General features: G+C 69.9%; 24 protein-coding genes. 14 read left to right on the top strand and 10 right to left on the bottom strand.

Annotated elements, in window-relative coordinates; translation table 11 throughout:
• Nucleotides 1-74: 74 nt before the first annotated feature.
• The 5 genes from ASC79_RS12320 to ASC79_RS12340 all read right to left on the bottom strand — a co-directional run bounded on the left by ASC79_RS12320 (nucleotide 75) and on the right by ASC79_RS12340 (nucleotide 6960).
• The gene (locus tag ASC79_RS12320) at nucleotides 75-1616 is read right to left on the bottom strand and encodes an acetolactate synthase large subunit (protein WP_056017928.1); all 1542 of its coding nucleotides are present in this window, start codon (nucleotides 1614-1616) and stop codon (nucleotides 75-77) included.
• Complete coding sequence (locus ASC79_RS12325; RefSeq protein WP_056016540.1) at nucleotides 1616-3385, bottom strand: feruloyl-CoA synthase; 1770 nt, start codon at nucleotides 3383-3385, stop codon at nucleotides 1616-1618. The genes ASC79_RS12320 and ASC79_RS12325 overlap by 1 nt, the downstream gene beginning before the upstream one ends.
• A gap of 50 nt (nucleotides 3386-3435) precedes the next feature.
• On the bottom strand, nucleotides 3436-4515 hold the full coding sequence (locus tag ASC79_RS12330) for a DUF898 family protein (RefSeq protein ID WP_056016543.1): 1080 nt from the start codon (nucleotides 4513-4515) through the stop codon (nucleotides 3436-3438).
• A 120-nt stretch (nucleotides 4516-4635) separates the two neighbouring features.
• Entirely contained in the window at nucleotides 4636-5970 is a 1335-nt protein-coding gene (locus tag ASC79_RS12335) for a dihydroorotase (protein ID WP_056016546.1), read from the bottom strand.
• 15 nt (nucleotides 5971-5985) lie between these two features.
• Nucleotides 5986-6960, bottom strand: a complete 975-nt coding sequence (locus ASC79_RS12340; RefSeq protein WP_056016548.1) for a glycosyltransferase family 9 protein — start codon at nucleotides 6958-6960, stop codon at nucleotides 5986-5988.
• Nucleotides 6961-7021: 61 nt separating this feature from the next.
• On the opposite strand from ASC79_RS12340, the gene ASC79_RS12345 reads away from it, so the two are divergent.
• A complete protein-coding gene (locus tag ASC79_RS12345) occupies nucleotides 7022-7822 on the top strand; it encodes a folate-binding protein YgfZ (RefSeq protein WP_056016552.1) in 801 nt (266 codons plus the stop codon).
• Between the two features lie 150 nt (nucleotides 7823-7972).
• Here the strand turns inward: ASC79_RS12345 and ASC79_RS12350 are convergent, their stop codons facing one another.
• The 3 genes from ASC79_RS12350 to ASC79_RS12360 form a co-directional block, all read right to left on the bottom strand.
• Nucleotides 7973-8845: an alpha/beta fold hydrolase gene (locus ASC79_RS12350; protein WP_056016555.1), complete on the bottom strand. Its 873-nt coding sequence runs from the start codon at nucleotides 8843-8845 to the stop codon at nucleotides 7973-7975.
• A gap of 207 nt (nucleotides 8846-9052) precedes the next feature.
• Nucleotides 9053-9583 carry a dihydrofolate reductase family protein gene (locus tag ASC79_RS12355; RefSeq protein WP_056016558.1) on the bottom strand — a complete coding sequence of 177 codons (531 nt, stop codon included), beginning with the start codon at nucleotides 9581-9583 and terminating at the stop codon, nucleotides 9053-9055.
• Between the two features lie 73 nt (nucleotides 9584-9656).
• On the bottom strand, nucleotides 9657-12173 hold the full coding sequence (locus tag ASC79_RS12360) for a hypothetical protein (RefSeq protein WP_056106275.1): 2517 nt from the start codon (nucleotides 12171-12173) through the stop codon (nucleotides 9657-9659).
• Between the two features lie 333 nt (nucleotides 12174-12506).
• Here ASC79_RS12360 and ASC79_RS12365 point away from each other — a divergent pair, with 333 nt between their 5' ends.
• The 4 genes from ASC79_RS12365 (at nucleotide 12507) to ASC79_RS12380 (ending at nucleotide 15996) form a co-directional block, all read left to right on the top strand.
• Entirely contained in the window at nucleotides 12507-13097 is a 591-nt protein-coding gene (locus ASC79_RS12365; RefSeq protein WP_056016563.1) for a DNA-3-methyladenine glycosylase I, read from the top strand.
• Entirely contained in the window at nucleotides 13097-13723 is a 627-nt protein-coding gene (locus ASC79_RS12370) for a ribonuclease HII (RefSeq protein ID WP_235528646.1), read from the top strand. The genes ASC79_RS12365 and ASC79_RS12370 overlap by 1 nt, the downstream gene beginning before the upstream one ends.
• A 49-nt stretch (nucleotides 13724-13772) precedes the next feature.
• Nucleotides 13773-14825 carry a DUF2332 domain-containing protein gene (locus ASC79_RS12375; RefSeq protein ID WP_056016566.1) on the top strand — a complete coding sequence of 351 codons (1053 nt, stop codon included), beginning with the start codon at nucleotides 13773-13775 and terminating at the stop codon, nucleotides 14823-14825.
• A gap of 88 nt (nucleotides 14826-14913) precedes the next feature.
• Nucleotides 14914-15996, top strand: coding sequence for a site-specific DNA-methyltransferase (locus ASC79_RS12380; RefSeq protein ID WP_056016569.1), 1083 nt, complete (start codon nucleotides 14914-14916; stop codon nucleotides 15994-15996).
• A gap of 157 nt (nucleotides 15997-16153) precedes the next feature.
• On the opposite strand, the gene mutY is transcribed toward ASC79_RS12380, so the two are convergent.
• On the bottom strand, nucleotides 16154-17194 hold the full coding sequence (mutY, locus tag ASC79_RS12385; RefSeq protein WP_056016572.1) for an A/G-specific adenine glycosylase: 1041 nt from the start codon (nucleotides 17192-17194) through the stop codon (nucleotides 16154-16156).
• A gap of 57 nt (nucleotides 17195-17251) precedes the next feature.
• On the opposite strand from mutY, the gene ASC79_RS12390 reads away from it, so the two are divergent.
• The 9 genes from ASC79_RS12390 (at nucleotide 17252) to ASC79_RS12430 (ending at nucleotide 25421) form a co-directional block, all read left to right on the top strand.
• Nucleotides 17252-17800: a DUF721 domain-containing protein gene (locus ASC79_RS12390; RefSeq protein WP_056016574.1), complete on the top strand. Its 549-nt coding sequence runs from the start codon at nucleotides 17252-17254 to the stop codon at nucleotides 17798-17800.
• 86 nt (nucleotides 17801-17886) lie between these two features.
• Complete coding sequence (locus ASC79_RS12395) at nucleotides 17887-18504, top strand: DsbA family protein (protein WP_056016577.1); 618 nt, start codon at nucleotides 17887-17889, stop codon at nucleotides 18502-18504.
• Between the two features lie 3 nt (nucleotides 18505-18507).
• Nucleotides 18508-19125: a thioredoxin domain-containing protein gene (locus tag ASC79_RS12400; RefSeq protein ID WP_056016580.1), complete on the top strand. Its 618-nt coding sequence runs from the start codon at nucleotides 18508-18510 to the stop codon at nucleotides 19123-19125.
• A gap of 16 nt (nucleotides 19126-19141) precedes the next feature.
• A complete protein-coding gene (locus ASC79_RS12405; protein WP_056016583.1) occupies nucleotides 19142-22585 on the top strand; it encodes an AAA family ATPase in 3444 nt (1147 codons plus the stop codon).
• A gap of 226 nt (nucleotides 22586-22811) precedes the next feature.
• On the top strand, nucleotides 22812-23162 hold the full coding sequence (locus ASC79_RS12410; protein ID WP_056016586.1) for an AtpZ/AtpI family protein: 351 nt from the start codon (nucleotides 22812-22814) through the stop codon (nucleotides 23160-23162).
• Between the two features lie 16 nt (nucleotides 23163-23178).
• On the top strand, nucleotides 23179-23964 hold the full coding sequence (locus tag ASC79_RS12415; protein WP_056016589.1) for a F0F1 ATP synthase subunit A: 786 nt from the start codon (nucleotides 23179-23181) through the stop codon (nucleotides 23962-23964).
• Nucleotides 23965-24013: 49 nt separating this feature from the next.
• The gene (locus ASC79_RS12420) at nucleotides 24014-24238 is read left to right on the top strand and encodes a F0F1 ATP synthase subunit C (RefSeq protein WP_056016592.1); all 225 of its coding nucleotides are present in this window, start codon (nucleotides 24014-24016) and stop codon (nucleotides 24236-24238) included.
• A gap of 77 nt (nucleotides 24239-24315) precedes the next feature.
• Complete coding sequence (locus tag ASC79_RS12425) at nucleotides 24316-24918, top strand: ATP synthase F0 subunit B' (RefSeq protein ID WP_056016594.1); 603 nt, start codon at nucleotides 24316-24318, stop codon at nucleotides 24916-24918.
• A complete protein-coding gene (locus ASC79_RS12430; RefSeq protein ID WP_056016597.1) occupies nucleotides 24918-25421 on the top strand; it encodes a F0F1 ATP synthase subunit B in 504 nt (167 codons plus the stop codon). The genes ASC79_RS12425 and ASC79_RS12430 overlap by 1 nt, the downstream gene beginning before the upstream one ends.
• 8 nt (nucleotides 25422-25429) lie before the next feature.
• Here the strand turns inward: ASC79_RS12430 and ASC79_RS12435 are convergent, their stop codons facing one another.
• On the bottom strand, nucleotides 25430-25828 hold the full coding sequence (locus tag ASC79_RS12435) for a PGPGW domain-containing protein (RefSeq protein WP_235528647.1): 399 nt from the start codon (nucleotides 25826-25828) through the stop codon (nucleotides 25430-25432).
• Between the last annotated feature and the right edge of the window lie 86 nt (nucleotides 25829-25914).

The following is a 25914-nucleotide window of genomic DNA, read 5'->3' on the forward strand; positions in this document are numbered from 1 at the left end:
GAGACGGAGGGAGCCCGCATGCCCCCTCCGTCAACCATTCGGCTGACAGCTCCCCCAGGAGGGCGACCGTCGCCTTAGATCGCCGCTTCGATGAACTTCGGGCCCGGCTCGGCCATCGCCTTGGCGAAGGCGGCGTCGAACGCCTCGGCCGTCTCGCAGCGCACCGCCGGCACGCCCAGGCCCTTGGCCACCGACACCCAGTCGATCTTGGGATCGCCCAGGTCCAGCAGCTTGCTGGCCGACGGCCCCGGATTGCCCGAACCCGTGCGGCCCATCTCGATGTTGAGGATGCGGTAGGAGTGGTTGGCGAACACCACCACCGTCACGTCCTGGTTCTCGCGCGCCATCGTCCAGAGCGACTGCACCGTGTACATCGCCGAGCCATCGCCGTTCAGCGACACGATCTTGCGGTCCGGCGCGGCTGTCGCCGCCCCGATGGCCAGCGGCCCGCCGATGCCGATCGCCCCGCCGGTCAGGGCCAGCACGTCGTGCGCCTTGGCCGTCGCGCAGGGCACGGCGATGCCGCCGCCCGAGGTCACCGAGTCGTCGCAGATGATCGCGCCTTCCGGCAGGTGGCGCGCCACCGACACGCCCGCCGACTGCGGGGTCAACGGCCCGGTCGGGGCCGCGTCGGCCACCTTGTAGGCTTGCGACGGCCCGCTCGCCGGCGCGCCCAGGGCGTCGGCCAGCGCCGCCAGCCCCGCCACCGCGTCTTCCGAGCGCTGCGCCAGGGTCATGGTCTCGCAGCCTTCCGGGACCAGCACGCTCGGCCGGTCGGGATAGGCGAAGAACGCCACCGGCGTCACCGTGCCTACGAACACCATCAGGTCGGTCCCTTCCAGGTCCGCCAGCGCCGCCTCGCCGAAATACTGCATCCGCGCCGGCTGGAAGACGCCGGCCCCGCGCGGCTGGCGCGCGCAGAAAGTATCGGCCATCACCCGCACGCCGGCCGCCTGCAGGCGCGCGGCCTGCTCCAGCGCCTTGGCGCTGGTCCCCTGCCCGCCCAGAAGCACCACCGGCTTGGAGGCGGCGCGGACCTTCTTGGCGACGTCCTCGACCACGCCGCTCGCCGGCGGCGCGCGGGTCGGCACGGAGGCCTTCACCGCGCCCTTGGTGGTCTCCAGCCAGGCGGAGTCGGCCGGCAGGATCAGGCTGACCGGACCGCCGGGCGGACCGTAGCTGGCGGTGACCGCCTCGGCGGTGATCTCCGCAACCGTGTCGGGGCTGTCGGCCGACTTCACCCACAGCGAGTTGGGTCCGACGATGGTCGGGATGTCGGAGTTCAGCGGTGCGTCGTACTGGCGGTGATAGGTGGCGTGGTCGCCGATCACGTTGACGATCGGGGTGAAGGCGCGCCGCGCGTTGTGCAGGTTGGCCAGGCCGTTGCCGTAGCCGGGACCCAGGTGCAGCAGCGTGCAGGCCGGGGTCTCGGCGATGCGGCCATAGCCGTCGGCCGCGCCGGTCGCCACGCCCTCGAACAGGCACAGCACCGGCCGCATCCTCGGCTCCCGGTCCAGCGCCGCGACGAACTGCATCTCGCTGGTGCCGGGATTGGCGAAGCAGGCGGTGACCTCGTTCTCGACGAGGGTGGTAATCAGGGCGTCGGCGCCGTTCATCAAAACACCATCACATCAGCAGCATCGGAAAAGAGACGTTCGGCCTCGCCGGCGCGCAGCGCGCGCGCGACGGGCTGGGCGATATAGCCCTTGTCGGTGATCTCGCCGGCGTTGGCGTCGGGGGGCGTGTCCAGCACCAGGGCGCGGGCCACCTTGCCGCCCGACCCCTTGGCCCCGGCGTTGAAGCGCTCGATCCCGTCGCGCACCGCCGCGGCGATCGCCGCACGGTCCATGTTCGGGTTCGGATAGAACAGCAGGCCGACGGCCTCCTTGCCCTCGCCGCAGACCACCGCATCGGTGACCGCGTCGCCCACCGCCGAGACCGCCTTCACGCGCAAGTCGCCGACCGTGACGAAGGTGCCGCTGGCCAGCTTGAAGTTCTCGGAAATGCGGCCGTCGAACGCCAGTCCCGCCTGCGGACTGGCCTCGTCCACGAACCGCGCCGCGTCGCCCAGCAGGTAGAAGCCGTCGGCGTCGTAGCTCTGGGCCGACAGCTCGGGCCGGCCCAGATAGCCGGGCGAGACCTGCGGCCCCTTCACCCGGAACTCCAGCTTGCCCGCCGCCGGGGTCAGCTTGACCGCCGTGCCCGGCACCGGCAGGCCGATCAGCCCCATGCGGTCGTTGCGCCAATGGACGTTGCAGGCGGTCGGCCCGGTCTCGGTCGCGCCATAGCCGGACGCGAAGCTGATCTTCTCGCCAACGGTCGCCACGGCGACGGCCTGGATACGGTCGCAGGTGTCCTGGCCCAGGGCCGCGCCGCCGTACTGCAGCACCCGCACCTGCTCGAAGAAGGTCCTGGCCAGCGCCTCGTCGCGCTCCAGTTCGCCGGCCAGCAGCATCCAGCCGGCCGGGACCATGTTGTGATAGGTCGTCGCCACCTCGGTCAGGTTGCGCAGCGTCTCGCCGAACCGTCCGGCCACCGGCTGGCCGGCGTCGATGTGCAAGGTCCCGCCGCGGTGCAGCGCCATGTGCAGGATCGAGTTGGCCCCCAGGCTGTGGCTCCAGGGCGCGGAATTGACCATCACCGGCGGCTCGTCGTCGGCGAAGCAGGCCGCGATCTGGGCCGAGTTCAGCGCGATCCCGCGGTGCAGGCAGATCACCGCCTTCGGCAGGCCCGTGGATCCCGAGGTCAGCAGGTACTTGGCGTGGTCGTCGGGCTTGGCGGTCGCATCGACGCCGCCCGCGCCCAGCAACCGCTCCAGCGGCACGTCGCCCGGCCGCGCGTTCTTGCCCGCGATCACCGGCAGTCCGGCCAGGAACGGCGCCTCCAGCGCCTCCGAGAACAGGCTGGCGTCCTCGGTGTAGACCGCCGCGGGCTTCAGCACCTCGACCGCATGGGCCAGCCGCGTCAGGTTCGCGCCCGGCAGGCCGTACTGCGGCGAGACCGGCGCGATCGGCATGCCCTGGCTCATCGCGCCGTAGCCGACCAGCCCGTGGTCGATCCCGTTGCGCGCCAGGATCAGCAGCGGCGCCGTCCCGACCACGCCCAGCTCGCGCAGGCCCCCGGCGATCGCGCGCACCTGCTCGCGCGCCTCGCCGAAACTCACCCGCCGCCAGCCCTCGCCCGAACGCTCGGCCAGCCAGGTCCGCGCCGGCGCCTCGGCGGCCCAGCGGTCCAGCGCCTGGGTCATGGTGGTGAAGTCGCCGGAGAACGGCGTCGGATTGGTGAGGATCAGCTCGCCGCCGCCCCTCTCCTCGATGTCCAGCTGCGTCGGCGCATAGCGCGCGTCGCGGAACGGGGCGTCTGTGGGGCGGATTCTGGCGTCCATGATGCCCCTAGCCTTAGCGGCAGGCGCCTATCGGTGTCATCCCGGTTTCCTCACAGGTCGGCGGCGCGCATCGCCGGGACCTCGTCGCGCGTCTGGATCGAAGCCAGCGTCACCCCGGGCGACAGCCGCGCCGCCCGCGCCCGCTTCGACAGCCGCCGCGCCGCCTCCAGGCGCGAGAACACGAAGACGCTCTCGCGCGCGGCCGCATAGGGCGCCAGCAGGCCCAGCGAGACGATGCGCAGCGCGACGTTGGACAGCTGCAGCCGCGAACAGGCCCGCCAGTCGAGCGGCAGCCAGAGGCCCAGCCCCGCCGCCACCGCCGTGCGCCGCGCGGCCTGATAGGGCGCCCAGACGCTCGCCAGCCCCAGCCAGATCGACAGAGCCAGGGCGCCCAGCGCCGCCAGCTGGCTCGGCGCTGCGCCCAGCTTCGGGGTCGGCAGCGGCGCCAGGCCCAGCAGCATGCCCGCCGCAAACAGCCCGATCATCGCCGTGCCGAACCAGCCGATCGCAAAGGCGCTGTAGAGCGGACGGCGCGCGGCCGCAGCGGCGTCATAGGCGGCGGGACGGTCCAGATGGCGAAGCCCGCCCCACAGCGTCTGCGCCCGCAGCCGGTCGGCATGCGGCAGCCACCACCCCAGGGTGAGCACGTTCATGGCCCAATCGCGCAGCTCGCTCAGCGCCGCGGCCCCGGACGAACCGTCGACCTCGAACACCAGCCCGCGCCACTCCGTGCGGGTCGCCAGATAGATGAAGCCGGCGAAGCGCGAGAAGCCGACGATCAGCGCTGCGCACGCCACCGCGGCCAGGGCGACCGGCGCGCCCCAGGCGCCCAGGCTCCACAGCGCCGCGGCGGCCGCCGCCAACGCCCCGCCGACCAGCAAAACCTTGAATATGCAGCCGATCAGCAGCTCGGCGCCTGAACCGCCATAGTGCAGCGGCTCGCCATTGAGGTGGGTTTCGGCCCACAGCACGCGCCGGGTCTCGCTTCGCGCCCAGAAGCCGTAGAGTCCGAGCGTCGCCAGGTTCAACGCCCCGTGGCGCAGGCTCGACGGCAGCAGGGCGCGCGCGTCGATGCTCTGCTTGAGCGTCAAACTCTGGCCGCCCGACTCGGCGGCGTTCGATCGCGACATCTACTCCCCCGCGACTGAGGCCCGCGGCGCGAACACGCCGGTCACTTCCCACCGAAGGTAGTGTAGTCGCGAAGTGTTGCTGAGACCCGAACTCGGCCCCAGGGCTTCAGAAGGCGGTGATCAGCCGCCCAGGGTTTCGGCGAACCGCACCGGCTGACCGATGCTAGGCGCGACCAGTTCGTCGTCGCGCATCACCACCGTGCCGCGGATGATCGTCGCCGTCGGCCAGCCCTTGGCCTCGAAGCCGTCGAACGGGGTCCAGCCGACGCGGGTCGACATGTCCTCGTGCTTGATCGTGCGGCGGGCCTTCATGTCGACCACGGTGATGTCGGCGTCGTAGCCGACCGCGAGGCGGCCCTTGTCGGCCATGCCGAACACCCGGTTGGCCCCGTGGCTGGTCAGGTCGACGAACCGCTCCAGGCTCAGCCGGCCCTCGTTCACGTGGGTCAGCATCACCGGCACCAGGGTCTGCACGCCGGGCATGCCCGACGGCGATGCCGGATAGGGCCGGGCCTTCTCATCCTTGGTGTGCGGCGCGTGGTCCGAGCCCAGCACGTCGGCGATGCCGGCGGCGATGCCGTGCCACAGGCCGGCCTGGTGATAGGCGTTGCGGATCGGCGGATTCATCTGAGCGTAGCCCTTCAGCCGCTCATAGGCCTCCGGCGCGGTCAGGGTCAGGTGCTGCGGGGTGACCTCGACGCTGGCCACGTCCTTGTGCAGCGCCAGGAACTCGATCTCCTCGCGGGTGGTCACGTGCAGCACGTGGATGCGCTTGCCCAGCGCCTTGGCGATCCGCACCAGCCGGTGGGTGGATTCCAGCGCCGAGGCGGCGTCGCGCACTTCCTCGTGGCTGGTCCAGTCGCCGGTGCGCGCCAGCGGCCGGCGCTCGGCCAGCCGGTATTCGTCTTCGGAGTGGAACGCCGCGCGGCGGTTCACGTGGCGCAGCACCTGCTCGATGCCCTCGTCGTCCTGCACCAGCAGGCTGCCGGTCGAGGCGCCCATGAACACCTTGATCCCGCAGCAGCCCGGCAGCCGCTCCAGCTCGCCCAGGAACTTGGCGTTCTCGTGGGTGCCGCCGACATAGAAGGCGTGGTCTGTGTGCATCCGGCCGTTGGCCCGCGCCAGCTTGTCGGCCAGGGCGTCGGGATCGGTGGTGGTCGGCTCGGTGTTCGGCATCTCGAACACGGCGACGACCCCGCCCATGGCCGCGGCGCGCGAGCCGGTCTCCAGGTCTTCCTTCCACTCCAGGCCAGGTTCGCGGAAGTGCACCTGAGTGTCGATCACGCCCGGCAGCACGGTCAGGCCCTTGGCGTCGAACACCTCGCCGGCGCTGGCTTGGGAAAGGTCGCCGATCTCGACGATCTTGCCGGCGCGAACGCCGACGTCGGCATGGCCGCGGCCGGCATGGTTCACCACCTCGCCGCCCCTCACGATGAGGTCGAAGGTCTCGGGCATGTGTCGTCTCTGGGCTTAACTGGCTTTGGAACTGGTTTGGGCGAGCAGGTCCTTGGCGGCGTTGGTCACCCAATCCACCGGCAGGTCCATCATGTGACAGAGCGCCTGCGAAAGGCCTGGGTCAACCTCGCGGATCTGTTCGAGGCTGCGAATCCCTCGCACGATGCGCGTGTTCTCGCCCCAGGGTCCGTAGAGCTTGTCGTCCGAGGGTCCGAACAGGCCGATGGTCGGGGTCCCGGCCGCGGCGGCCATGTGCATCAGGCCGCTGTCGTTGCCGATGAACAGCTGCGCGCGCTTCAGGCACGCATAGCTGGCCAGCAGCTCGACCTTGCCGGCCAGGTCGATGGTCCGGTCCCGCGGGACGACGTTGCGCAGCGCGCTGATCGCCTGGCTGTCCTCGGGACCGCCCAGCAGCATCAGCCGTCCGCCGGCCATCGGCCCACCCAGCAATTGGATCGCCACCTGCGCGAACCGCTCGGCCGGCCAGGTCTTTCCGACCCAGTTGGCCGCCGGGGCCAGGGCCAGGATCGGTCCCTTGCCGATGGTCAGCTGGTCGGCATAGGCCTCGGTCGCGGCCGACGTGAACAGGTACGGCGCCGGCGGCTCGTCCTCGATCTTCAGCAGCCGCGCGGCCTCAATGACCTTGTGGACCCCGCCGCCCGAGCCGCGCTTGAACACCGCGCGCCGGTCCCGGCGCAGGAACTGCGAGATGGCCGAGCCGCGCAGGTCGACGATCAGGCCCCACTTGCGATGGCGCACCTCGCGCCACAGCTTGAACCAGTGGCCGCCGTTCTTGGCCTTCTCCAGCACGATGAGCCGGTCGAGGTTCGGGACCTCGGCGAACAGCGGCGCAGCCGCCTTCCCCGCGACGACCGTGAAGCGCGCGTTCGGGACCTCGTCCAGCAGACGTTTGATCAGGCCGGACGACAGCACCGCATCGCCGATACGGGTCGCGGTGATGAACAGAATCGGGAAGGACCCGTGCGCCATCGTCCATCTATAGGGCTCCTGACGCTGGCGCTCCACCCGCGCAGGCCTTAACTCCTCCACCATGTCGACGCAGCCCCCGATCGCATCCCTCTCCAGCCGAGCCCTGATCGCCGTCTCCGGCGAGGACTGGCGCGGTTTCCTGCACGGCCTCATCACCCAGGACGTCGAAACCCTCGTGGACGGCGAGGTTCGCTTCGGCGCTCTTCTGAACCCCCAGGGCCGGCTTTTGTTCGATCTGTTCGTGGTCGGACGGCCTGGCGGCGCCTGGATCGACGTCGAGCGGGCCAACCGCGACGCCCTGATCCTGCGGCTGACCATGTATCGCCTGCGGGCCAAGGTCACGATCGCCGCCGACGAGACCCCGGTGCTCGCCGCCTGGGGCGCCGATCCTGGCCCGGGCTGGCTCGCCGACCCGCGCCTGCCCGCCCTAGGGTGGCGCGGCTACGGCCTCGACGCTGCGCCGACTGCGGACGAAGCCGCCTACGACGCCCACCGCCTGGCCCTCGGCGTGCCCGGCCCGGCCGACTGGGGCGTCGAGCAGACCTATCCGATCGAGGCCAACTTCGACCTGCTGCACGGCATCGACTTCCACAAGGGCTGCTTCATCGGCCAGGAGACGACCTCGCGCATGAAGCGCCGCGGCCAGATCAAGAACCGCATGCTCCCCCTCGCCTTCGACGGCCCCCCGCCCGCCGCCGGCGCCGAACTGCTGAACGGCGAACGCCGCGCCGGCGAAGTGCTCTCCGGCGCCAACGGCCGCGCCATCGCCCTCGTCCGCCTCGACCGCCTCGACGGCCCCCTCACCGCCGACGGCAAAGCCGTCCGCGCCGAAACGCCGGAGTGGCTGGAAGCCCACCCCTAAGCGTCATCCCGGTTTTGGCCGCAGGCCAAAGACCGGGACCCATGAACACCTGATGGTGCAGGCAAACCATCACCCGCGCCCCATCCTGCCGCCTCGGCGCGAATGGGTCCCGGTCTTCGGCTGCGCCGAAACCGGGATGACACCTAAGCCTCACCCGCCCAGCAAAAACCCGCGCAACGCCGCCAGCGTCTCGGCCGGCTTTTCCTCGGCGAGAAAATGCCCCGCCCCCTCGATCGCCTGACCGCGCAGGTCCGCGCACCAGGGTCGCCAGACCTCAAGCACGTCGTACCAGTGGCCGACCGCCCCCTTGGCCCCCCACAGCACCTGGGTCGGGGCGGCGATCTGCTTCACGCCCCGGTCGGCCTCGTCGGCGGCGACGTCGTAGGTCGCCCCGGCACGGTAGTCCTCGCACATGGCGTGGATCACCGCCGGATCCGCCAGCGCCTGCACATAGTCGGCATAGGCGGCCGGCTCGAAATAGGTCGCGCCCTGGGCGATGCGGAACGCGAAATGCACCGGGTCGGCGGCGATGAAGTGCTCTGGGAACGGATGGGCCTGGGCCAGGAAGCTCCAGTGCCAGTACGCCAGCGCGAACCGCTTGTCGGCCAGCCGCCAGACGTCGGCGGTCGGGATGATGTCGAGGATGCTCAGCTTGCCGACCGCCTGCGGCGTATCCAGCGCCAGCCGATAGGCGGTGCGCCCGCCACGGTCGTGGCCGGCGACGTCGAACCGGTCAAACCCCAGCGCCGCCATCAGCGCCACCATGTCCCGCGCCATCGCCCGCTTCGAATAGGGCTCGTGGTCCGGCGTCGTCGGCGGCTTCGACGAGCCGCCATAGCCGCGCAGGTCCGGCGCCACCACCGTGAAGTCCTTGGCCAGCTCGCCGGCGATCTGGCCCCACATCATGTGGGTCTGCGGATAGCCGTGCAGCAACAGCAGCGGCGGCCCCGAGCCGCCGATCCGATAGCGCAACACCGCCTCGCCGGTGCTCATGCGCTCCAGCTTGAAGTCTTCGAAGGACATCGCGCGCTCCGTGAATGGCGGAGCGCTACGAAAGCACGACCTCCGCCAAGCCCTAAACTGTCATCCCGGTTTTGGCCGCAGGCCAAAGACCGGGACCCATGAACACCGAACTCTAAGATGTCGGCACGGCCTCGCCCACTCGCCTATGCGGCGCGAATGGGTCCCGGTCTTCGGCTGCGCCGAAACCGGGATGACACCTTTGGACGTTCACGCCGGCACATAGGTCAGACGGATCGCGTCCCCGCCGATCGGCTCGTGCGCGACCAGCCGCAGCCGCGGCCGCGGGCCGACGAAGTACGGACTGCCGCCGCCCAGCACGACCGGGTGGAGATAGATCCGATAGGCGTCGATCAGCCCCAGTTCGCCCAGGCTCCGGGCCAGCACCGGCCCGCCGACCTCGATCTCGCCCGGATGCTCGGCCTTCACCTTGCGGAGCACAGCCTCGAAGTCCTCGCCGACCAGCGTGGCGTTCGGCCCGACTTCGGTCAGCGAGCGCGACACCACCCACTTGTGCTGGTTCCGCCAGGCCTGCGCGAACTCGCGCTCGGCCGCGCTCCAGCCCGCGTCGTCCTCGTCCCAGTAGCGCATGATCTCGTAGAGCCCACGGCCATAGATCGCCCCGGTCTGCTCGCGCGCCTGCTCGACGAAGTGCTGGAACAGCTCGGGATCCGGCGCGAATTTGTCGTAGTCGACATAGCCGTCCAGCGACTGGTTCATTCCAAAGACGAGCGTCGCCATGGCGGCCTCCCTTGCTGGGCCGACGATAGCGCGACTTCGATAGGATTATCGAGGCCTCGGCTTTTCCTCCCGATCAGAAGAACAGCTTGCGCACCGTGAACCGCACCGAGCGGCCGACCGGGTCCATCAGGTCCGACTGATAGCTGATCGGCGTGATCCCCTGCGGGGTCTTCACCTCCTGGCGCTCGTCGAACAGGTTGTCGATCGACAGGGTGGCGCGCATGCCGCGCAGCCAGCGCTGCTCGCGGGCGATCGGCTGCATGCCGAGGTCGGCGAACAGCCGCAGGTTCACCGTGGTCATGTCCGAGAACTCCAGGTCCTCGGCCGCGGTGTCGCCGGCCACGCGCGTGGCGCTCTGCCACTTGGCGTTCACCGCCGCCCCCAGGCCATTGCGGGCGTAGTTGGCCTGCACGTCGATCTGGTTGCGCGGCGAACCGCCGCCCGAGCCCAGCGCCCCGCCGTCCAGCAGATCCAGCTCCGGGATACCGTCGCGGATCAGCACGTCGTCGCGGAACGCCACCGTGTGATAGACGCCGACCTGGAACACGCCGCCGCGCGGACCGCCGCCGCCGAAGCCGCCGCGGCCGCCGCCAGGGCCGCCTGGCCCCATGCCCGGACCGCCCATGCCGGGGCCGCCCATGCCAGGCGCGCGCGGACCATCGCCGCCGCCGGGCGGCGGGCCTTCCGGCGGACGCCCACCCTGCTGAGCCTGCTGGCCTTGCTGAGCCTGCTGGCCTTGCGCCGGCTGGCTGGCGCCGCCCTGAGCCGCCTGGCCCTGCGTCGCCTGGCCGCCCTGCGCCCCTTGGCCGGTCCGCGCCGCCTGCATGCGCCGGCGGAACTCATCCGGGTTCGGCTGCGGGCCGACCGGCCGCGAATAGGTGAAGCCCCAGCGCAACTCGTCGCGCGATTGCTTGGCGAAGTTCACCGGCCGCGCGTCGATGATCGTCAGCTCGCCCTCGGCGTTGCGCACGAACCGCTCGGGGAAGGCGTCCTCCACCTGGGTCGAGGCCGACGGGAAGGCGGCGATGGCGTCGTTGGTCCGGGTCGAGACGTAGTTGGCCTGGAAGGTTAGGTTGGTCTGGTCGAAGGGCTTGTAGGTGAAGCCCAGCTTGAAGACGTCGCGCTGGCTGGCGTCCAGATCCTGGATGCCGCCGGTGATCCGCGTCACCTCCACGGTCTCGCCGCTCTGGAAGTCGAACACCCGCACGCCGGGCGTCGTCGTCAGCGGATCGCCCAACTGGTTCATGGTCGGCGCCTGGTCGGTGCGGGTGAACGAGGCCAGCACCCGGACCGGCTTGGCCGGGGTCCAGTTCAGGCCCGCGCCCAGCGTCTCCAGGTCGCCGAAGTCCGACAGGTGCTGGTAGCCGAGGTTCACGTTCGCCGACAGCTTGCCGATGTGCTCGCCCAGGCCCTCGCCGTCCCGCGTCAGCGGCACGTCGAAGCTGGCCTGCAGTTGGCCGATGCTGCGGTCGAGGTCGGTCGACTGGCTGATCAGCGTCCGCTCGGCCTCGCTCTCCAGCCGGGTGGTCGAGGCGCGCGCCGTCAGGGTCGAGCTGACCTGGCCGGCCGGCAGTTCCCACAGCGCCTTGTTGAGCACGATGTCGGACTGCGCCGAGGTGGTCGTGCTCTTGGTCCGGTCGGTATAGGCCAGGGTCTCGAGCGTGCGGTCGGTGTTGGTCTTGGTCTGCTCGCGGTTGAGCTCGCCGGTATAGGACCACTGCCAGCCGGCATAGGCCCCGCTCGCGGCGGCGGCCAGCCGGCCGCTCTGCGTCTCCGAGCGCCGGGTCAGCGCCTCGTTCGACAGCGGCGACAGGCCCAGGCGCGACTCGTTCTCGCCGGACTCGAAGGTGCCGTTGATGGTGCCCGAGACGCCCTGGCCCAGCGGCCGCGAAAGGATCGCGTTCAGCGCGACGTCGGTCGACTTGCCCTGCAGGGTCCGGAAGTCGCCTTCCCCGCCCTCGATGTCCCGGTCGCCTTCATAGATCGGTTCGGTCCCCGTGACCTTGGCGTCCAGCATCAGCCGCTGGCCCTGCAGGATGCGCAGCAGCGAGCCGTGGCCCATCACGCTCTGCCCGCCGCCGTCCTGGGTCGGCGTCGAAGCCGCGCCCTCGGCCAGCCAGGCCCGGAAGCGGTTGCGCAGGACGATGTTCACGACCTTCTGGTCGGCCGGGTAGCCGTACTTCAGCGACACCTCTTCCGGCAGGATATCGACGCGCAGGATCGCCTCGGTCGGCAGGTCGCGGATTTCCGCCCAGCCGGAGGTCCGGCCGCCGTTGATCAGCGTCACCGGGCGTCCGCCGCTGCCCTGGCCGCTGGCCGTCTGCGGCGCCAGGGCCTCGAGCAGCTCGGAAACGTTGGCCGCCCCGTAGGCCCGGATCTCGCGCGGCGAGATCGACAGCTCCGGCGTGATGTCGCCCGCGACCGCGCCCGGCAGGGTGCGCACGCCGGCGACCACCACCAGTTCCTCGACCTCGGTGTCGACATCGTACCCGTCGGTCTGGGCGAACGCCGCTCCGGCCGAAAGAGTGGCGGCCGCGACGCCGCAGAGCAGGCGAGCGGCGATCCGGCGGGCAGGAGACGATGAACTCACGAGGTACGATCCAGTCATTGGGAAGGAGGATTGGGCGATAGCTCTGCGGCTAACTGCCCCCACTCTCCTGAACGGGAGATGAGGCGTTTTCCGTCGCTCTTGTTGCGCTCATTCGTCAGGGCCGACAAAAAACCTGCCGAAACGCCGATAGAGCGCAAATGGCCTTGCGGGCCGGGCGTCGTGCGACCGGCGCTCGCCGCTCCGCCCCGCGACAACGCGCGCTCTGGCGGCTCCAGCGGCAAGTTGCTGCAAGGTCGCGGGCGGAAACCTGCCGATGGATGGTCTATCGGCAGCGCTTGAAGCCCTCCCTGCCGAAAGCCAAGACTGCGCCTCATGACCGGCGACCTGATTCGATGCGGCTGGCGCGGCATGGCCGGCGATCCGCTCTACGAGGCCTACCACGACACCGAGTGGGGCGTGCCCGAGTACGACGCCCGCGCCCTGTGGGAAAAGCTCGTCCTCGACGGCTTCCAGGCCGGGCTCGCCTGGATCACGATCCTGCGAAAGCGCGACGCCTTCCGCGAGGCCTTCGCCGGCTTCGATCCCGACGTCGTCGCCCGCTTCGGCGAGGCAGAGCGCGCCGCCCTGATGGCCAATGCCGGCATCGTCCGCTCGAACGCCAAGATCGACGCCGCCATTCAGGGCGCGCGGATCTATCTCGACATGCGCGAGAAGGGCGAGGACTTCAGCCAGTTCATCTGGAGCTTCACCAACGGCCGCGTGGTCCAGAACCAGTGGACCGAGATCGGCCAGGTGCCGGCACAGACCCGCGTCGCCGAGGAGATGGCCAAGGCCTTGAAAGCCAAGGGTTTCAAGTTCGTCGGCCCCGTGATCGTCTACGCCTTCATGCAGGCTGTCGGCGTCGTCAACGATCACCTGACCTGCTGCCACCGCCACGAACAAGTCAAACGGCTGGTGCGTTAATGCCGGACATGATGCTCGAACTAGCCTGTCCGAACGGCCCCGTCTGCGGGGTGGACGAGGCCGGCCGCGGCCCCTGGGCCGGACCGGTCAGCGCCGGAGCCGTGATCCTCGACCCGAACCGCGTGCCCGAAGGCCTCAACGATTCAAAGAAGCTCAGCGCCAAGGCCCGCAACGCCCTGGAGCTGGAGATCAAACAGAGCGCGCTGGCCTGGGGCGTCGGCTTCGCCTCGGTGGACGAGATCGACGAACTGAACATCCTGCACGCCACGGGGCTGGCTATGTGCCGGGCGGTCGAGGCGCTGGCGATCACCCCAGCCTTCGCCCTCGTCGATGGCAACTACAAGTTCAAATTGCCCTGCGAAATCAAGACCGTGGTCAAGGGCGACTCGATCAGCGCCTCGATCGCCGCAGCCTCGATCCTCGCCAAGGTCGCCCGCGACCGGCTGATGGTCGAGATGGACGGCCTCTATCCCGGCTACGGCTTCGCCGGCCACAAGGGCTACCACGCCCAGGTCCATGTCGAGGCGCTGCGCACGCTCGGCCCCTGCCCGATCCACCGGCGCGGCTGGGAGCCGATCCGCCTGGCCCTGATCGAGCGCGGCGAGATCGTCGAAGTCGTCGATTGATCAATTGAATCAAGATTGACGCCCCGGCCCCGCGGACCGATCGCGGGGCATGGACAGCGCTCTCTCCTCTTCGCTCCGCCTTCAGGCCAAGGCCTGCCTCGCCCTCGGCTCGCCCTTCCATGCCGGGCTGCTGGACCTCGCCGCCGAGGATTGCGAGGCTGGCGGCCCCACCGCCGCCCTGCTCGCCCCCTGGGCGGGCGAAGACCTCCGCGGCCTCATGGCCGCGGCCGTGCCTCTGCGCCTGCTGGGCGGCCTGCACGACCTCGTGCTCAGCGGCGACGCCCCGCCCCTGGCCGACGTCTACCCCAAGCCTGGCAAGGAATTCGACGCAGCGAGCGCCTGGCCCCAGGCCCGCCTCGCGATGACGCAGCACGCCGCCCGCCTCGCCGCCTTCATGGATCACGAGCCGCAGACCAACGAGGTCCGCCGCTCGGTCTGCCTGCTGGGCGGCTTCCTCACCGTGGCCCAGGAGACCGGCCTGCCGCTGCGCTGCTTCGAGATCGCCGCCAGCGCCGGCCTGAACACGTCCTGGGACCGCTACCGCTACGATCTATCCGGCGCGGCCTGGGGCCCTGAGAGCCCGGTGCTGCTGCCCACCGAGTGGACCGGTCCGTCGCCGCCGCTCGACGCGCCGGTCGTGGTGAGCCACCGCGCCGCCTGCGACCGCCGCCCCGTGGACCTTAACGATCCTGCTCTGCGCAGGCGGCTGCTGGCCTATGTATGGCCCGATCAGTTCGACCGCCTGACCCGTATTCGCGCCGCGATCGAGGTGACCTTGGCTCAGGGCGTGCGCGTCGAGGCGGCCGACGCCGTGGAATGGACCGCCCGGTTGGCCGCCCCCTCGCCCGGCGCGGCCACGGTCATCTATCACTCGGTGTTCTGGCAATACATGCCCCGGGAGAACCAGGCCGCTTTGCGACAGACCATTGAGAATATTGGACTATCTGCAACCAACGAGGCGCCCTTGGCCTGGCTGCGCATGGAGCCGCCGCCAGAGAACATGGCGCTCATGGAGATCCGGCTTACGATGTGGCCCGGTGGAGCGGAGCGGCTCTTGGGGACCGTTCACCCCCACGGCGCCTCGGTGAGTTGGACCGGTTAACCAAGATCAACAGCCGTTAACCACGTTCTTCAACACCCCCTTCACCACGATGACTCAGGATTCTGACTCCGGACATCGAGGTGACCTTATGGGCGTACTGGCCGACACGATCATTCAAGGCGACTGCATCGAGGAGCTGAAGAAGCTGCCCGAGAAGTCGGTCGATCTGGTCTTCGCCGACCCGCCCTACAACCTCCAGCTCGGGGGCGACCTGCTGCGTCCCGACAACTCCAAGGTCGACGCCGTCGACGACCATTGGGACCAGTTCGAGAGCTTCGCCGCCTACGACAAGTTCACCCGCGAGTGGCTGACCGAGTGCCGCCGGGTGCTGAAGGACGACGGCGCCCTGTGGGTGATCGGCAGCTACCACAACATCTTCCGCGTCGGCGCGACCTTGCAGGACCTGGGGTTCTGGCTGCTGAACGACATCGTCTGGCGCAAGTCGAACCCGATGCCGAACTTCAAGGGCACCCGGTTCACCAACGCCCACGAGACGCTGATCTGGGCCGCCAAGGGCCGTGGCGCGCGCCGCTACACCTTCAACTACGACGCCATGAAGATGGCCAACGACGACGTGCAGATGCGTTCGGACTGGACCTTCCCGTTGTGCACCGGCGAGGAGCGTCTGAAGGACGAGAACGGCGCCAAGGCCCACCCGACCCAGAAGCCCGAAGCCCTGCTGCACCGGGTGATCCTGGCGTCGACCAAGCCGGGCGACATCATCCTCGATCCGTTCTTCGGCACCGGCACCACCGGCGCGGCCGCCAAGCGCCTGGGCCGCCGCTACATCGGCCTGGAGCAGGACGAGAAGTACGTCGCCCTGGCCAAGGACCGGATCTCGAAGATCATCCCGATCGCGCCGGGCGACCTGGAGGTCACCGGCTCCAAGAAGTCCGAGCCGCGCGTACCCTTCGGCCAGGTGCTGGAAGCTGGCCTGCTCAGCCCGGGCGACGCGCTCTACTGCCCCAAGGGCGAACGCATGGCCCGCGTCCGCGCCGACGGCAGCCTGGTGGTCGGCGACCTCTCCGGCTCGATCCACAAGGTCGGCGCCATGGTCCAGTCGGCCCCGGCCTGCAACGGCTGGACCTACTGGCACTTCAAGTCCGACAAGGGCCTGGCCCCGATCGACGTCCTGCGCGCCAAGATCCGCTCGGCGATGCCGCAGGCCTGAACCAACTCAGGGTGTCATCCCGGTTTCGGCCGCAGGCTGAAGACCGGGACCCATTCGCGCCGCGTCGGCAGGATGCGGCCCGGCCTCCGCGATGCCTTGAGCCATCAGGTGTTCATAGGTCCCGGTCTTGCTACGCAAACCGGGATGACACTTGAATTTAGAGCAGGTTGCTCAGCCCCGCCCGCGCGGCCTTGAGGAACACGCTCGGCAAGGCGTCGAGCCCGGCCCGCGGCGTCCAGATCACTCCGTCGGCGTCGCCCTCGGCGCGCAGCAGCCGCAGGGTCAGGCTGAAATGCGTGAAGACGTGCTCGACCTCGCCCACGGCGCGCCAGTCGGCGCCCACCGGCGCGGCCGCCGCGGCCTCCGCGTCGCTCCAGCCCGTGGCGCGCCAGTCGCTGGTCGGCAGGGCCAGCATGCCGCCCAGCAGGCCCTTGGGCGGCCGGCGCACCAGCGCCACCTCGCCGCCGCGCGTGAGAATGTAGGCGACCCCGTTGCGATGCGGCCGCGCGGCCTTGGGCAGCTTGCGCGGATAGGTCTCCGGCTCGCCGCCGGCCAGACCGGCGCAAAACTCGGTCAGCGGGCAGCGGTCGCACAACGGCGCCTTGGGCCGGCAGACCGTCGCGCCCAGGTCCATCAGCGCCTGGGCCCAGTCGCCCGGCCGATGGTTGCGGACCAGCGAGCCGGCCAGCGCCTTTAGTTCGACCTTGCCGTCGGGCAGCGGCGTCTCCACCGCGAACAGCCGCGACATCACCCGCTCGACATTGCCGTCGACGACGTTGGTCGGCAGGTCGAAGGCGATCGCCCCGACCGCCGCGGCGGTATAGGGGCCAAGGCCCGGCAGCGAGCGCAGCCCCTCCTCGGTGTCGGGAAATACCCCGCCGTGATCGCCCGCCACCGCGCGCGCGCAGGCCAGCAGATTGCGGGCGCGAGCGTAGTAGCCAAGCCCCGCCCAGGCGGCCATCACCTCGCCGTCCTCCTCGCCCGCCAGGTCCGAAACGGTCGGCCAGCGATGGGTGAACTTCATGAAGTACGGTGTGGCGTGCGGCACCGTGGTCTGCTGCAGCATGACCTCGGACAGCCAGACCCGGTAAGGATCGGCGCGCACGCCGCGGTCCGCCGGCCCGACCCGCCAGGGCAGGTCGCGGGCGTTGGCGTCGTACCAGGCGAGCAGGCGGTCGCGGAGCGTCTCGGGCGTCACATGGTCTCAGCTACCCGATCCTCGCCTCGGACGGGAGCCTTGTTGTAAGGTAAGCCGATGCCGCCCCGCCCCCTGCCCACCGCCGCCGAAGCCGCCGAGATCCTGGCGCGCAAACGCACGCGGCCGCAGCACCGCGCCCCGCCGGTGGCGGGACGAGGCCTGTTCAAGCTGCTGAAGGAACTCGACGCCAAGTACGGCCAGGGTCCGGGCGCCCTGCAGGCCCGCTGGCGCGAGATCGTCGGCGTCGAACTGGCCAAGCGCACCGAGCCGGTGAAACTGACCAAGCCGCGCGGCGGCGGGCCGGGCGCGCTGGAGATCCGCGTCGCCGGCGCCTCGGCCGCCCTCATCCAGCATCAGGCGCACGAGATCGTCTCGCGGGTGAACCTGTTCCTCGGCGAGGGCGCGGTGAACAAGCTGCGCATCGTCCAGGGGCCCCTGCGCACCAGCGCCGCAACCGAGCCCAAGACCGCCCGCAAAAGGGCCGCGCCCCTCGACGCCGCGCGGGAGGCCGAGCTCGCCAAGGCGCTGGAGAATGCTCCCGACGGCCCACTGAAAGCCGCATTGCTGAGGTTGGGTCGCGGCGTTATGCGGCGGAACGCCGGCTGAGGCCGGTTGACTTTGCTCCGGCCCCCACGTTCCTCCGGCCGGGAATCGCGCTTTAATCTTTCATTCGGACTTCCGCAGAGGTGCATATGCCGAACTTCAACCGTCGCCTTCTCGTCGTCGCGGCCCTGGGTGCGCTCGCGCTGGCCGGCTGCTCCAAGAGCGGCGGCGTCGGGTCCGTCGACACCGCCGACATGACCCTGGGCGATCCGAACGCCAAGGTGAAACTGGTCGAGTACGCCTCGCTGACCTGCAGCCACTGCGGCACGTTCAACAACGAGGTCTTCCCCGAGTTCAAGAAGAAGTACATCGACACCGGCAAGGTGCATTACACCTTCAAGGAATTCCTGACCCCGCCGAACGAGGTGGCCGCCGCCGGCTTCCTGACCGCGCGCTGCGCCGGCAAGGACAAGTACTTCCAGGTCACCGACGCGATCTTCCACGCTCAGCAGGAAATGTTCACCACCGGCGACATGCGCGGCATCCTGCTGCGCACCGCCCAGTCGGCGGGCATGACCGAAGAGAAGTTCAACGCCTGCATCACCGATGAAGCGGCGCTGAAGGCCCTGAACGAACGCGTCGAAAAGGCCATCAAGGTCGACAAGATCACCTCGACCCCGTCGTTCATCGTCAACGGCAAGAAGGTCAAGGAAGGCGAAATGAGCCTGGCCGAGCTCGACGCGGCCGTCGCCGAGGCCTCGAAGTAAGCCATGCGCCAGCCGAGCCGCCGCATCGTCGCCGCCGCCTTCGGGGCGCTTGCGCTATGCGCCGGTTCGGCCATGGCCGCCCCACCTGCGCCCGCGACGGGCGACATGTCGCTGGGCGATCCGAAGGCCAAGGTGAAGCTGGTGGAGTACGCCTCCCTCAGCTGCAGCCACTGCGCGGTCTTCAACAATGAGGTCTTCCCAGCCTTCAAGAGGAAGTACATCGACACCGGCAAGGTCCACTACACCCTGCGCGAGATCCTGACCCCGCCGGCCCAGGTCGCCGCGGCCGGCTACATCACGGCCCGCTGCGCCGGCAAGGACAACTACTTCACCGTCGTCGACGCCGTGTTCCGCGGCCATGACGAGATGGTGAAGACCGGCGACGCGCGCTCGGTGCTGGTCGCCGCCGCCAAGGCCGGCGGCCTGACCGAAGCCCAGTTCGAGGCCTGCCTCGCCGATACGGCCAACCTCGAAGCGCTCAACGCCCGCGTGGCCAAGAACGCCAAGGATGGCGCCATCACCGGCACCCCCACCTTCGTCTTCAACGGCAAGAAGGTGAAGGAAGGCGAGATCACCGCCGCCGAACTCGACGCGGCCGTGGCCGCGGCCTCCAAGCGGTAGGAGGCGCCCCCGGCCCGTGCATTTCCAAAGGCTCCGACTCACCGGTTTCAAGTCCTTCGTCGATTCGACCGAGTTTCGGATCGAGCCCGGAGTCACGGGCATTGTGGGACCGAACGGCTGCGGCAAGTCGAACCTGCTGGAAGCTCTGCGTTGGGTGATGGGCGCCAATTCCGCCAAGGCGATGCGCGCCGGCGGCATGGACGACGTGATCTTCGCCGGGTCTGGCAATCGCGCTTCGCGCAACCACGCCGAAGTCACCCTGACCATCGACAACAGCGACCGGCGCGCTCCGCCCGCCTTCAACGACACGCCCGTGCTTGAGGTCGTCCGGCGGATCGATAAGGGCGCGGGCTCGACCTACAAGATCAATGGCCGCGAGGTCCGCGCCCGCGACGTGCAGCTGCTGTTCGCGGACGCCTCGACCGGCTCGAACTCCCCGGCCCTGGTCCGTCAAGGTCAGATCTCCGAGCTGATCGCCGCCAAGCCGCAGAACCGCCGCCTGATCCTGGAAGAGGCGGCCGGCGTCTCGGGCCTGCACTCGCGCCGTCACGAGGCCGAGCTGCGCCTGCGCGCCGCCGAGGCCAACCTCGCCCGGCTGGACGACGTCTCCGGCGAGCTCGAAACCGCGCTGAACCGTCTCAAGCGCGAAGCGCGCCAGGCCGAGCGCTACAAGAAGCTCTCCGCCGAGATCCGCGCCCTGCAGGGCGCCGTGCTCTTCGCGCGCTGGTCCGAAGCCCGTGACACCGCCGCCCGCCTGCGCGAGGAGGCGTCCGCCGCCGCCGCGACGGTGGAAGCCAACACCCGCGAGGCCGCGGGCGCGACCACCCGCGCCGCCCAGGCCGAGGAGGCGATCAAGCCGCTGCGCGAGGCCGAGACCATCGCCGCGGCGATCCTCAACCGCCTGGCCATCGACAAGGACCGGCTGGAGCGCGAGGGCGAGGCCCTGGCCGCCGAGGTCGAGCGCCTGACCAGCGACCTGACCCGCATCGACGCCGACCGCGCCCGTGAAACCCAGATCGCCCACGACGCCGACGCCGCGCTGCAGCGCATGGCCGAGGACCTCACGGCGCTGGAAGCGGCCATCGCCGCGGCGCCCGAGCGCGTGCCGGAACTGGAAGCCGCCGCCCGCGCCGCGGAAGAAGCCCGGATCGCCGCCGACAAGGCGGTGGAGGAACTCGCCGCCCTCGCCGCCGCCGACGAGGCCCGCCGCCGCGCCGGCGCGGCCCGCGTCGACGAGGCCCAGAACCGCGTGTCGCGCACCCGCCGCGCCCTCGACCAGGCCAAGAGCGAACGCGCCCAACTCGGCCCCGCCGTCACGCCGCAGATCGAGGAAGCCCGCGCCGAGCTCGAACGCGCGCAGGGCGTGCTCGCCACGGTCCGCGCCGCGCTCGAAGCCGCCGAGGAAGAGCGCGGCAAGGCCGCCGCCGCCGAGACCGAGGTCCGCGAAACATCGCGCAAGCAGGACGAACATCTGGGCCGGCTGACCGCCGAGGCCCGGGCCCTGGCGCAGATCGTCGCCCAGCAGCGCCGCGCCGGCTTCGCCCCGGCCCTGGATTCGGTCGTACCCTCGCGCGGCTACGAGCGCGCCGTCGCCGCCGCGCTCGGCGATGACCTGGACGCGGCGCTGGACCCGAAGGCCCCGGCCTTCTGGGGCGGCGGCGAGGCCGCGCCCGCCGCCTGGCCGGCCGGCGCCGAACCGCTCGCTCCAAAGGTGAAGGCGCCCGAAGCGCTGGCCGCGCGGCTGGCGCACATCGCCGTCGTCTCCCGCGAGGACGGCGAGCGCCTGCAGAAGGCTCTGCCGCTCGGCGCCCGCCTGGTCTCCAAGGAAGGCGACCTCTGGCGCTGGGACGGCTTCGTCGCCCGCGCCGACGCGCCCAAGCCGGCCGCCATCCGCATGGAGCAGAAGACACGGCTGGCCGAGGTCGAGAGCGAGATCGAAGTCGTCGCCCCCAAGGCCGCCAGCGCCAAGGAGGCCCTGCAATCGGCGTCCGGCCGCGTGCGTGCGGCCGAGGACGCGGTCCGCAACACCCGTCGCGAACCGCCCGCCGCCGAGCAGAAGGTGACCCTCGCCCGCGGCGTACTGGAGAAGCTCGACCGCGAGGCGACGCGCCGCGAGGCCCAGGCCCAGTCGCTCGACGACATGATCGGCCGCTTCGAGGCCGAACTCGCCGACGCCGAGCAGATCCTAGCGGTGGCGATCGCCGAGACCTCCAGCACCAGCGACGCCGGCGACCTTGCCGAACGCCTCGCCCAGGCGCGCGCCGCCGCCGGTCCGGCGCGCGAGGGCGCCGCGGCCGCCCGCTCGGCGCTGGAAATGGAAGTGCGCGAACGCGACGGCCGCGCCCGGCGGCTCGAGAACCTGAAGCGCGACGCCGACGATTGGACGCGGCGCGGCAAGACCGCCGCGCGCCGGCTGGACGACCTGGCCGAGGGCCGCGCCAAGGTGCAGGCCAATCTCGACAAGGCGCTGGAGGCCCCGGCGTCGCACCAGGAACGGCTCGGCAAGCTGCTCGACGAGCTGTCTGCCGCCGAGGCGCGGCGCGCGCAATCCGCCGACGCCCTGGCCCAGGCCGAGGCCGCCCGCACCGAGGCCGACCGCGCCCTGCGCGCGGCCGAGAGCGCCGCCGGCGAGGCCCGCGAACTGCGCGCCTCCCTGGCCGCAAAGCTGGAAGCCGCCGTCGAGCGCCTGACCGAGATGACCGGCCAGATCCGCGAGACCGCCCGCATCGAGCCCGAGCAGCTGGGCCGCAAGCTGGCCGACGAGGCCGTGGCGATCCCGACCGACGCCGGCGGCATGGAGGCCCACCTCTACAATCTGGAACGCCAGCGCGACTCGATCGGCGCGGTCAACCTGCGGGCCGAGGAAGAGGCCGGCGAACACGCCGCCCGGCTCGAGACCATGATGAGCGAGCGCGCCGACCTGACCGGCGCCATCGCCCGCCTGCGCCAGGGGATCGACGAGCTCAACGGCGAGGGCCGCGAACGCCTGCTGGCCGCCTTCGAGGTGATCAACGAGCACTTCAAGACGCTCTTCCAGGCGCTGTTCCAGGGCGGCCAGGCCGAGCTGCGGCTGGTCGAGTCCGACGACCCGCTGGAAGCCGGCCTCGAAATCTACGCGTGCCCGCCCGGCAAGCGGCTCTCGACCATGAGCCTGATGAGCGGCGGCGAGCAGGCCCTGACCGCCTGCGCACTGATCTTCGGGGTGTTCCTGGCCCAGCCGGCGCCGATCTGCGTGCTGGACGAGGTCGACGCCCCGCTCGACGACGCCAATGTCGATCGCTACTGCAACCTGCTCGACGAAATGCGCCGCCGGACCGAGACCCGGTTCATCACCATCACCCACAATCCGGTGACCATGGCCCGCATGGACCGCCTGTTCGGGGTGACCATGGCCGAGCGCGGCGTCTCGCAACTGGTCTCCGTCGATCTGCGCCAGGCGGAGGCCATGGCGGCGCAATAAGGCGAGGTTCCGCAAGGGAATCTGCGTCCTAGCCGAGGCCGCCTTCGGGCGGGCCGGCCCCATAGCCGGTGGACGAGTTGTCGCGACGCCGATTTTTCCAATAAATACAAAGCGCTAAATCACACAACCCCAGCCTTGACGCACTGCACCCGCGTCTATAGGTTCCGCGCGACTTGAAGCCCCGGCCGCGGCGGGCGACGTCGTGGTTCCATAAGGCCGCCGACGCATGCCGCATCCGGACAATTCGCGCGACGAGGCCATCAGACGCCTCGACGAAAGGGCTGCGGCGCTTGAAGAGCGCACAACCCAGACGCCGCGTGATTACGGTTCCAAGGCCGCCGGCTACGGCTATCGCCTCATGGGCGTGCTGATAGGCGGCGTCTTTGTGGGGCTGGGCTTTGGAGCTGGGGCGGACGTTGTTCTGAAAACGGCGCCTTGGGGGATGATCATCGGAGTCCTCGTGGGCTTCGGCGTTTCTATTTGGATGGCCGTTCGCTCGGCCCAGCGCATGTCCGCCGAAGCGGCGAGGGAGTGGGGTCCGCCTCAGGATCTCCCCCCCGACGACGAGGACGATTGAAGGAGTTCGAGGCGGCATGGCCGACCCGATGCATCAGTTTGAGATCCAGAAGGTGCTGGATCTGCCCGCCATCACCCTTCCGGGCATCGGCGCGATCGACATGTCGATCACCAACTCCACTGTCGCCATGCTTCTGGCAGCGGCTCTGGTTGTCCTGTTCTTTGCGGTGACCACCGCCAAGGCCGCCGTCGTACCGGGCCGCCTTCAGGTCATCGGCGAGGGGATCTTCAGTTATATCGACGACTTGGTCGTCGGCATCATCGGCCATGAAGGCCGCAAGTTCTTCCCCTACATCTTCACCCTGTTCGTGTTCATCCTGGCGATGAACGTGCTGGGCCTGTTCCTGGTCTTCACCGCGACTTCGCAGCTGGCGGTCACCGCCTCACTCGCGGTCATGACCATCCTGATCGTCATCATCTACGGCCTGATGCGCAACGGCGCGAACATGTACAAGCTGTTCGTCCCGGCGGGCGTGCCCTGGTACATGCTGATCCTGGTCACCCCGATCGAAATCCTTTCCTTCCTCCTGCGTCCGGTCACCCTGGCCCTGCGTCTGTTCGGCAACATGCTGGGCGGTCACGTGGCTCTCAAGGTGTTCGCCGGCTTCGTGGTCTCGCTGGGCGCTCTTGCGGCGACCGGCGGCGTGGCCAGCCTCGGCTACCTCGCCGCGGCCCTGTCGCTGGGCGGCGTCGTCGCCCTGACGGCGCTGGAGTTCCTGGTGGCCTTCCTGCAGGCCTTCGTCTTCGCGGTTCTGGCCTGCGTCTATCTCAACGACGTGGTCAACCTCGGCCATCACCACTGATCGGCCGTTCACAACTCAACTCTTCAACTTTCAAACGGGACTGAAAACTATGGACGCGGAAGCTGCTAAGTACATCGGCGCTGGCCTGGCGACCCTCGGCATGATCGGCGCCGGCGTTGGCGTCGGCACCATCTTCGGCCACTTCCTGGCGGGCGCCACGCGCAACCCGTCGGCCGCCGGCGGCCAGTTCACCAACCTGATCCTCGGCGCGGCTCTGACCGAAGCTCTGGGCATTCTGGCCTTCGTGCTCGGCCTGCTCATCCTCTTCTCCTAAAGCCAGTCTCGCAGGTCCCGAGGGGCGCGCCGTCACCGTCGCGCCCTGACCTGCGTTTGTAAGGACGCCTAAGCCTTATGGCCGCCGAGACCCCAAACCACGCCGAGACCGCCGGCGCCGACCACGGAGCCCACGCTTCGACCGGCACGACGGAAGTCGCCGCTCATGGCGGCGGCGAGAGCGGCGGTCTGCCCCAGTTCCGCATGGAATACTGGGGCGGTCAGATCGTCTGGCTCTTCCTCATCTTCGCCGTCCTCTACATCCTGCTCGCCAAGGTCTTCGTGCCGCGGCTCCGCAAGATCAAGGACAACCGCGCGGCGACCATCGCCGACGCCGTGAACCAGGCGCGCAGCGTCCAGGCCGAAGCCGAGGCGCAAGCCAAGGCCGCTCAGGCCGAGATCGACGAAGCCCGCAGCCGCGCTCGCGGCCTCGCCGTCGAAGCCAAGGCCAAGGCCGCGGCCCAACTGGCCACCAGCCAGAAGGCCGAGGACGAACGTCTGCAAGCCCAGATGGATGAGGCGGAAGCCCGCATCCGCGGTCTGCGCGACCAGGCCATGTCCAACGTCCGCGGCATCGCGGGCGAGACGGCTCAGGCCATGGTCGAAAAGCTGACCGGTCAGAAGGTCACTGCGGCCGAGATCGACGCGGCGCTCACCGCCCGCGCTCAAGGAGCCGCCTGATGCCCGCCTTCCTCATTCCGAGCAATCCGGAGTTCTGGGTCGGCGCGGGTCTGCTGATCTTCCTCGGCATTGTGATCTTCGTGGCCAAGGCTCCGAAGACCATCAACGCCGCCTTGGACGCTACGACCGCCAAGATCCAGGCTGACCTGGACGAAGCGGCCCGCATCCGCGAGGAAGCCCAGCGCCTGCTGGCCCAACTGAAGGCCGAGCGCGCCGAAGCCGAGGTGCAAGCCAAGGAAATGCTGGCCGCCGCCCAGGACGAGGCTCGTCGCTACGAGGCCGAAGCCAAGGCGAAGCTGGAGGAGAGCCTGGCTCGCCGTCAGCAGCTCGCCGAGCGCAAGATCGCCAACGCCGAGGCGCAAGCCGCGGCCGAGGTGAAGGCCGCCGCCGCCGATCTGGCGGCCCAGGCCGCCGAAGTGGTGCTGACCAAGCGCCTCGCCGGCACGAAGACCGACCCGCTGGTGGATCGTGCGATCAGCCAGCTGAGCTCCAAGCTCCAGTAGATTGGGTTCTAGCGCCGACGCCTGAAAAGGCGTCGGCTGCGAACCATGAAGCGAAGGCCCTTAGGCGCCAGAAGACGCTCGATCTTCAAAGCCTGATGCCAAGACATCTTCAGGATTTGCGGGTCACGCCGCAGCAGCCGCCGGATCGGTGAGATCACCCGCGGGTGCGCCTGGTGCAGGCGGACGAACTGCCGCCGCGCCTTGAACGAGTTGCGCAGGATCACCATCAGGCCGACGACGATCACCGGGATCCCGCCAGGACCCGGCAGAGGCGCGATCAGAATCCCCGCCAGGACGATCAGGCTGCCGACGACGACCAGCCCAAAGCGCACGAGCCGACCCGCGAGATCGCGGGTGACGTCGTCGGTGGCGCGATTGCCGCGCACGCTGGGCATGGCGAGTGACACGTTCAATACCTGGAATGAGCCCGCGCGCGGAACTGGGGAGGACCAGCGGTCGGGTGTTCTGCGATATGAGAACGTATCTAGGACTC

Origin of the sequence: Phenylobacterium sp. Root1290, assembly GCF_001425305.1 — a bacterium.
Classification (GTDB): Bacteria; Pseudomonadota; Alphaproteobacteria; order Caulobacterales; family Caulobacteraceae; genus Phenylobacterium.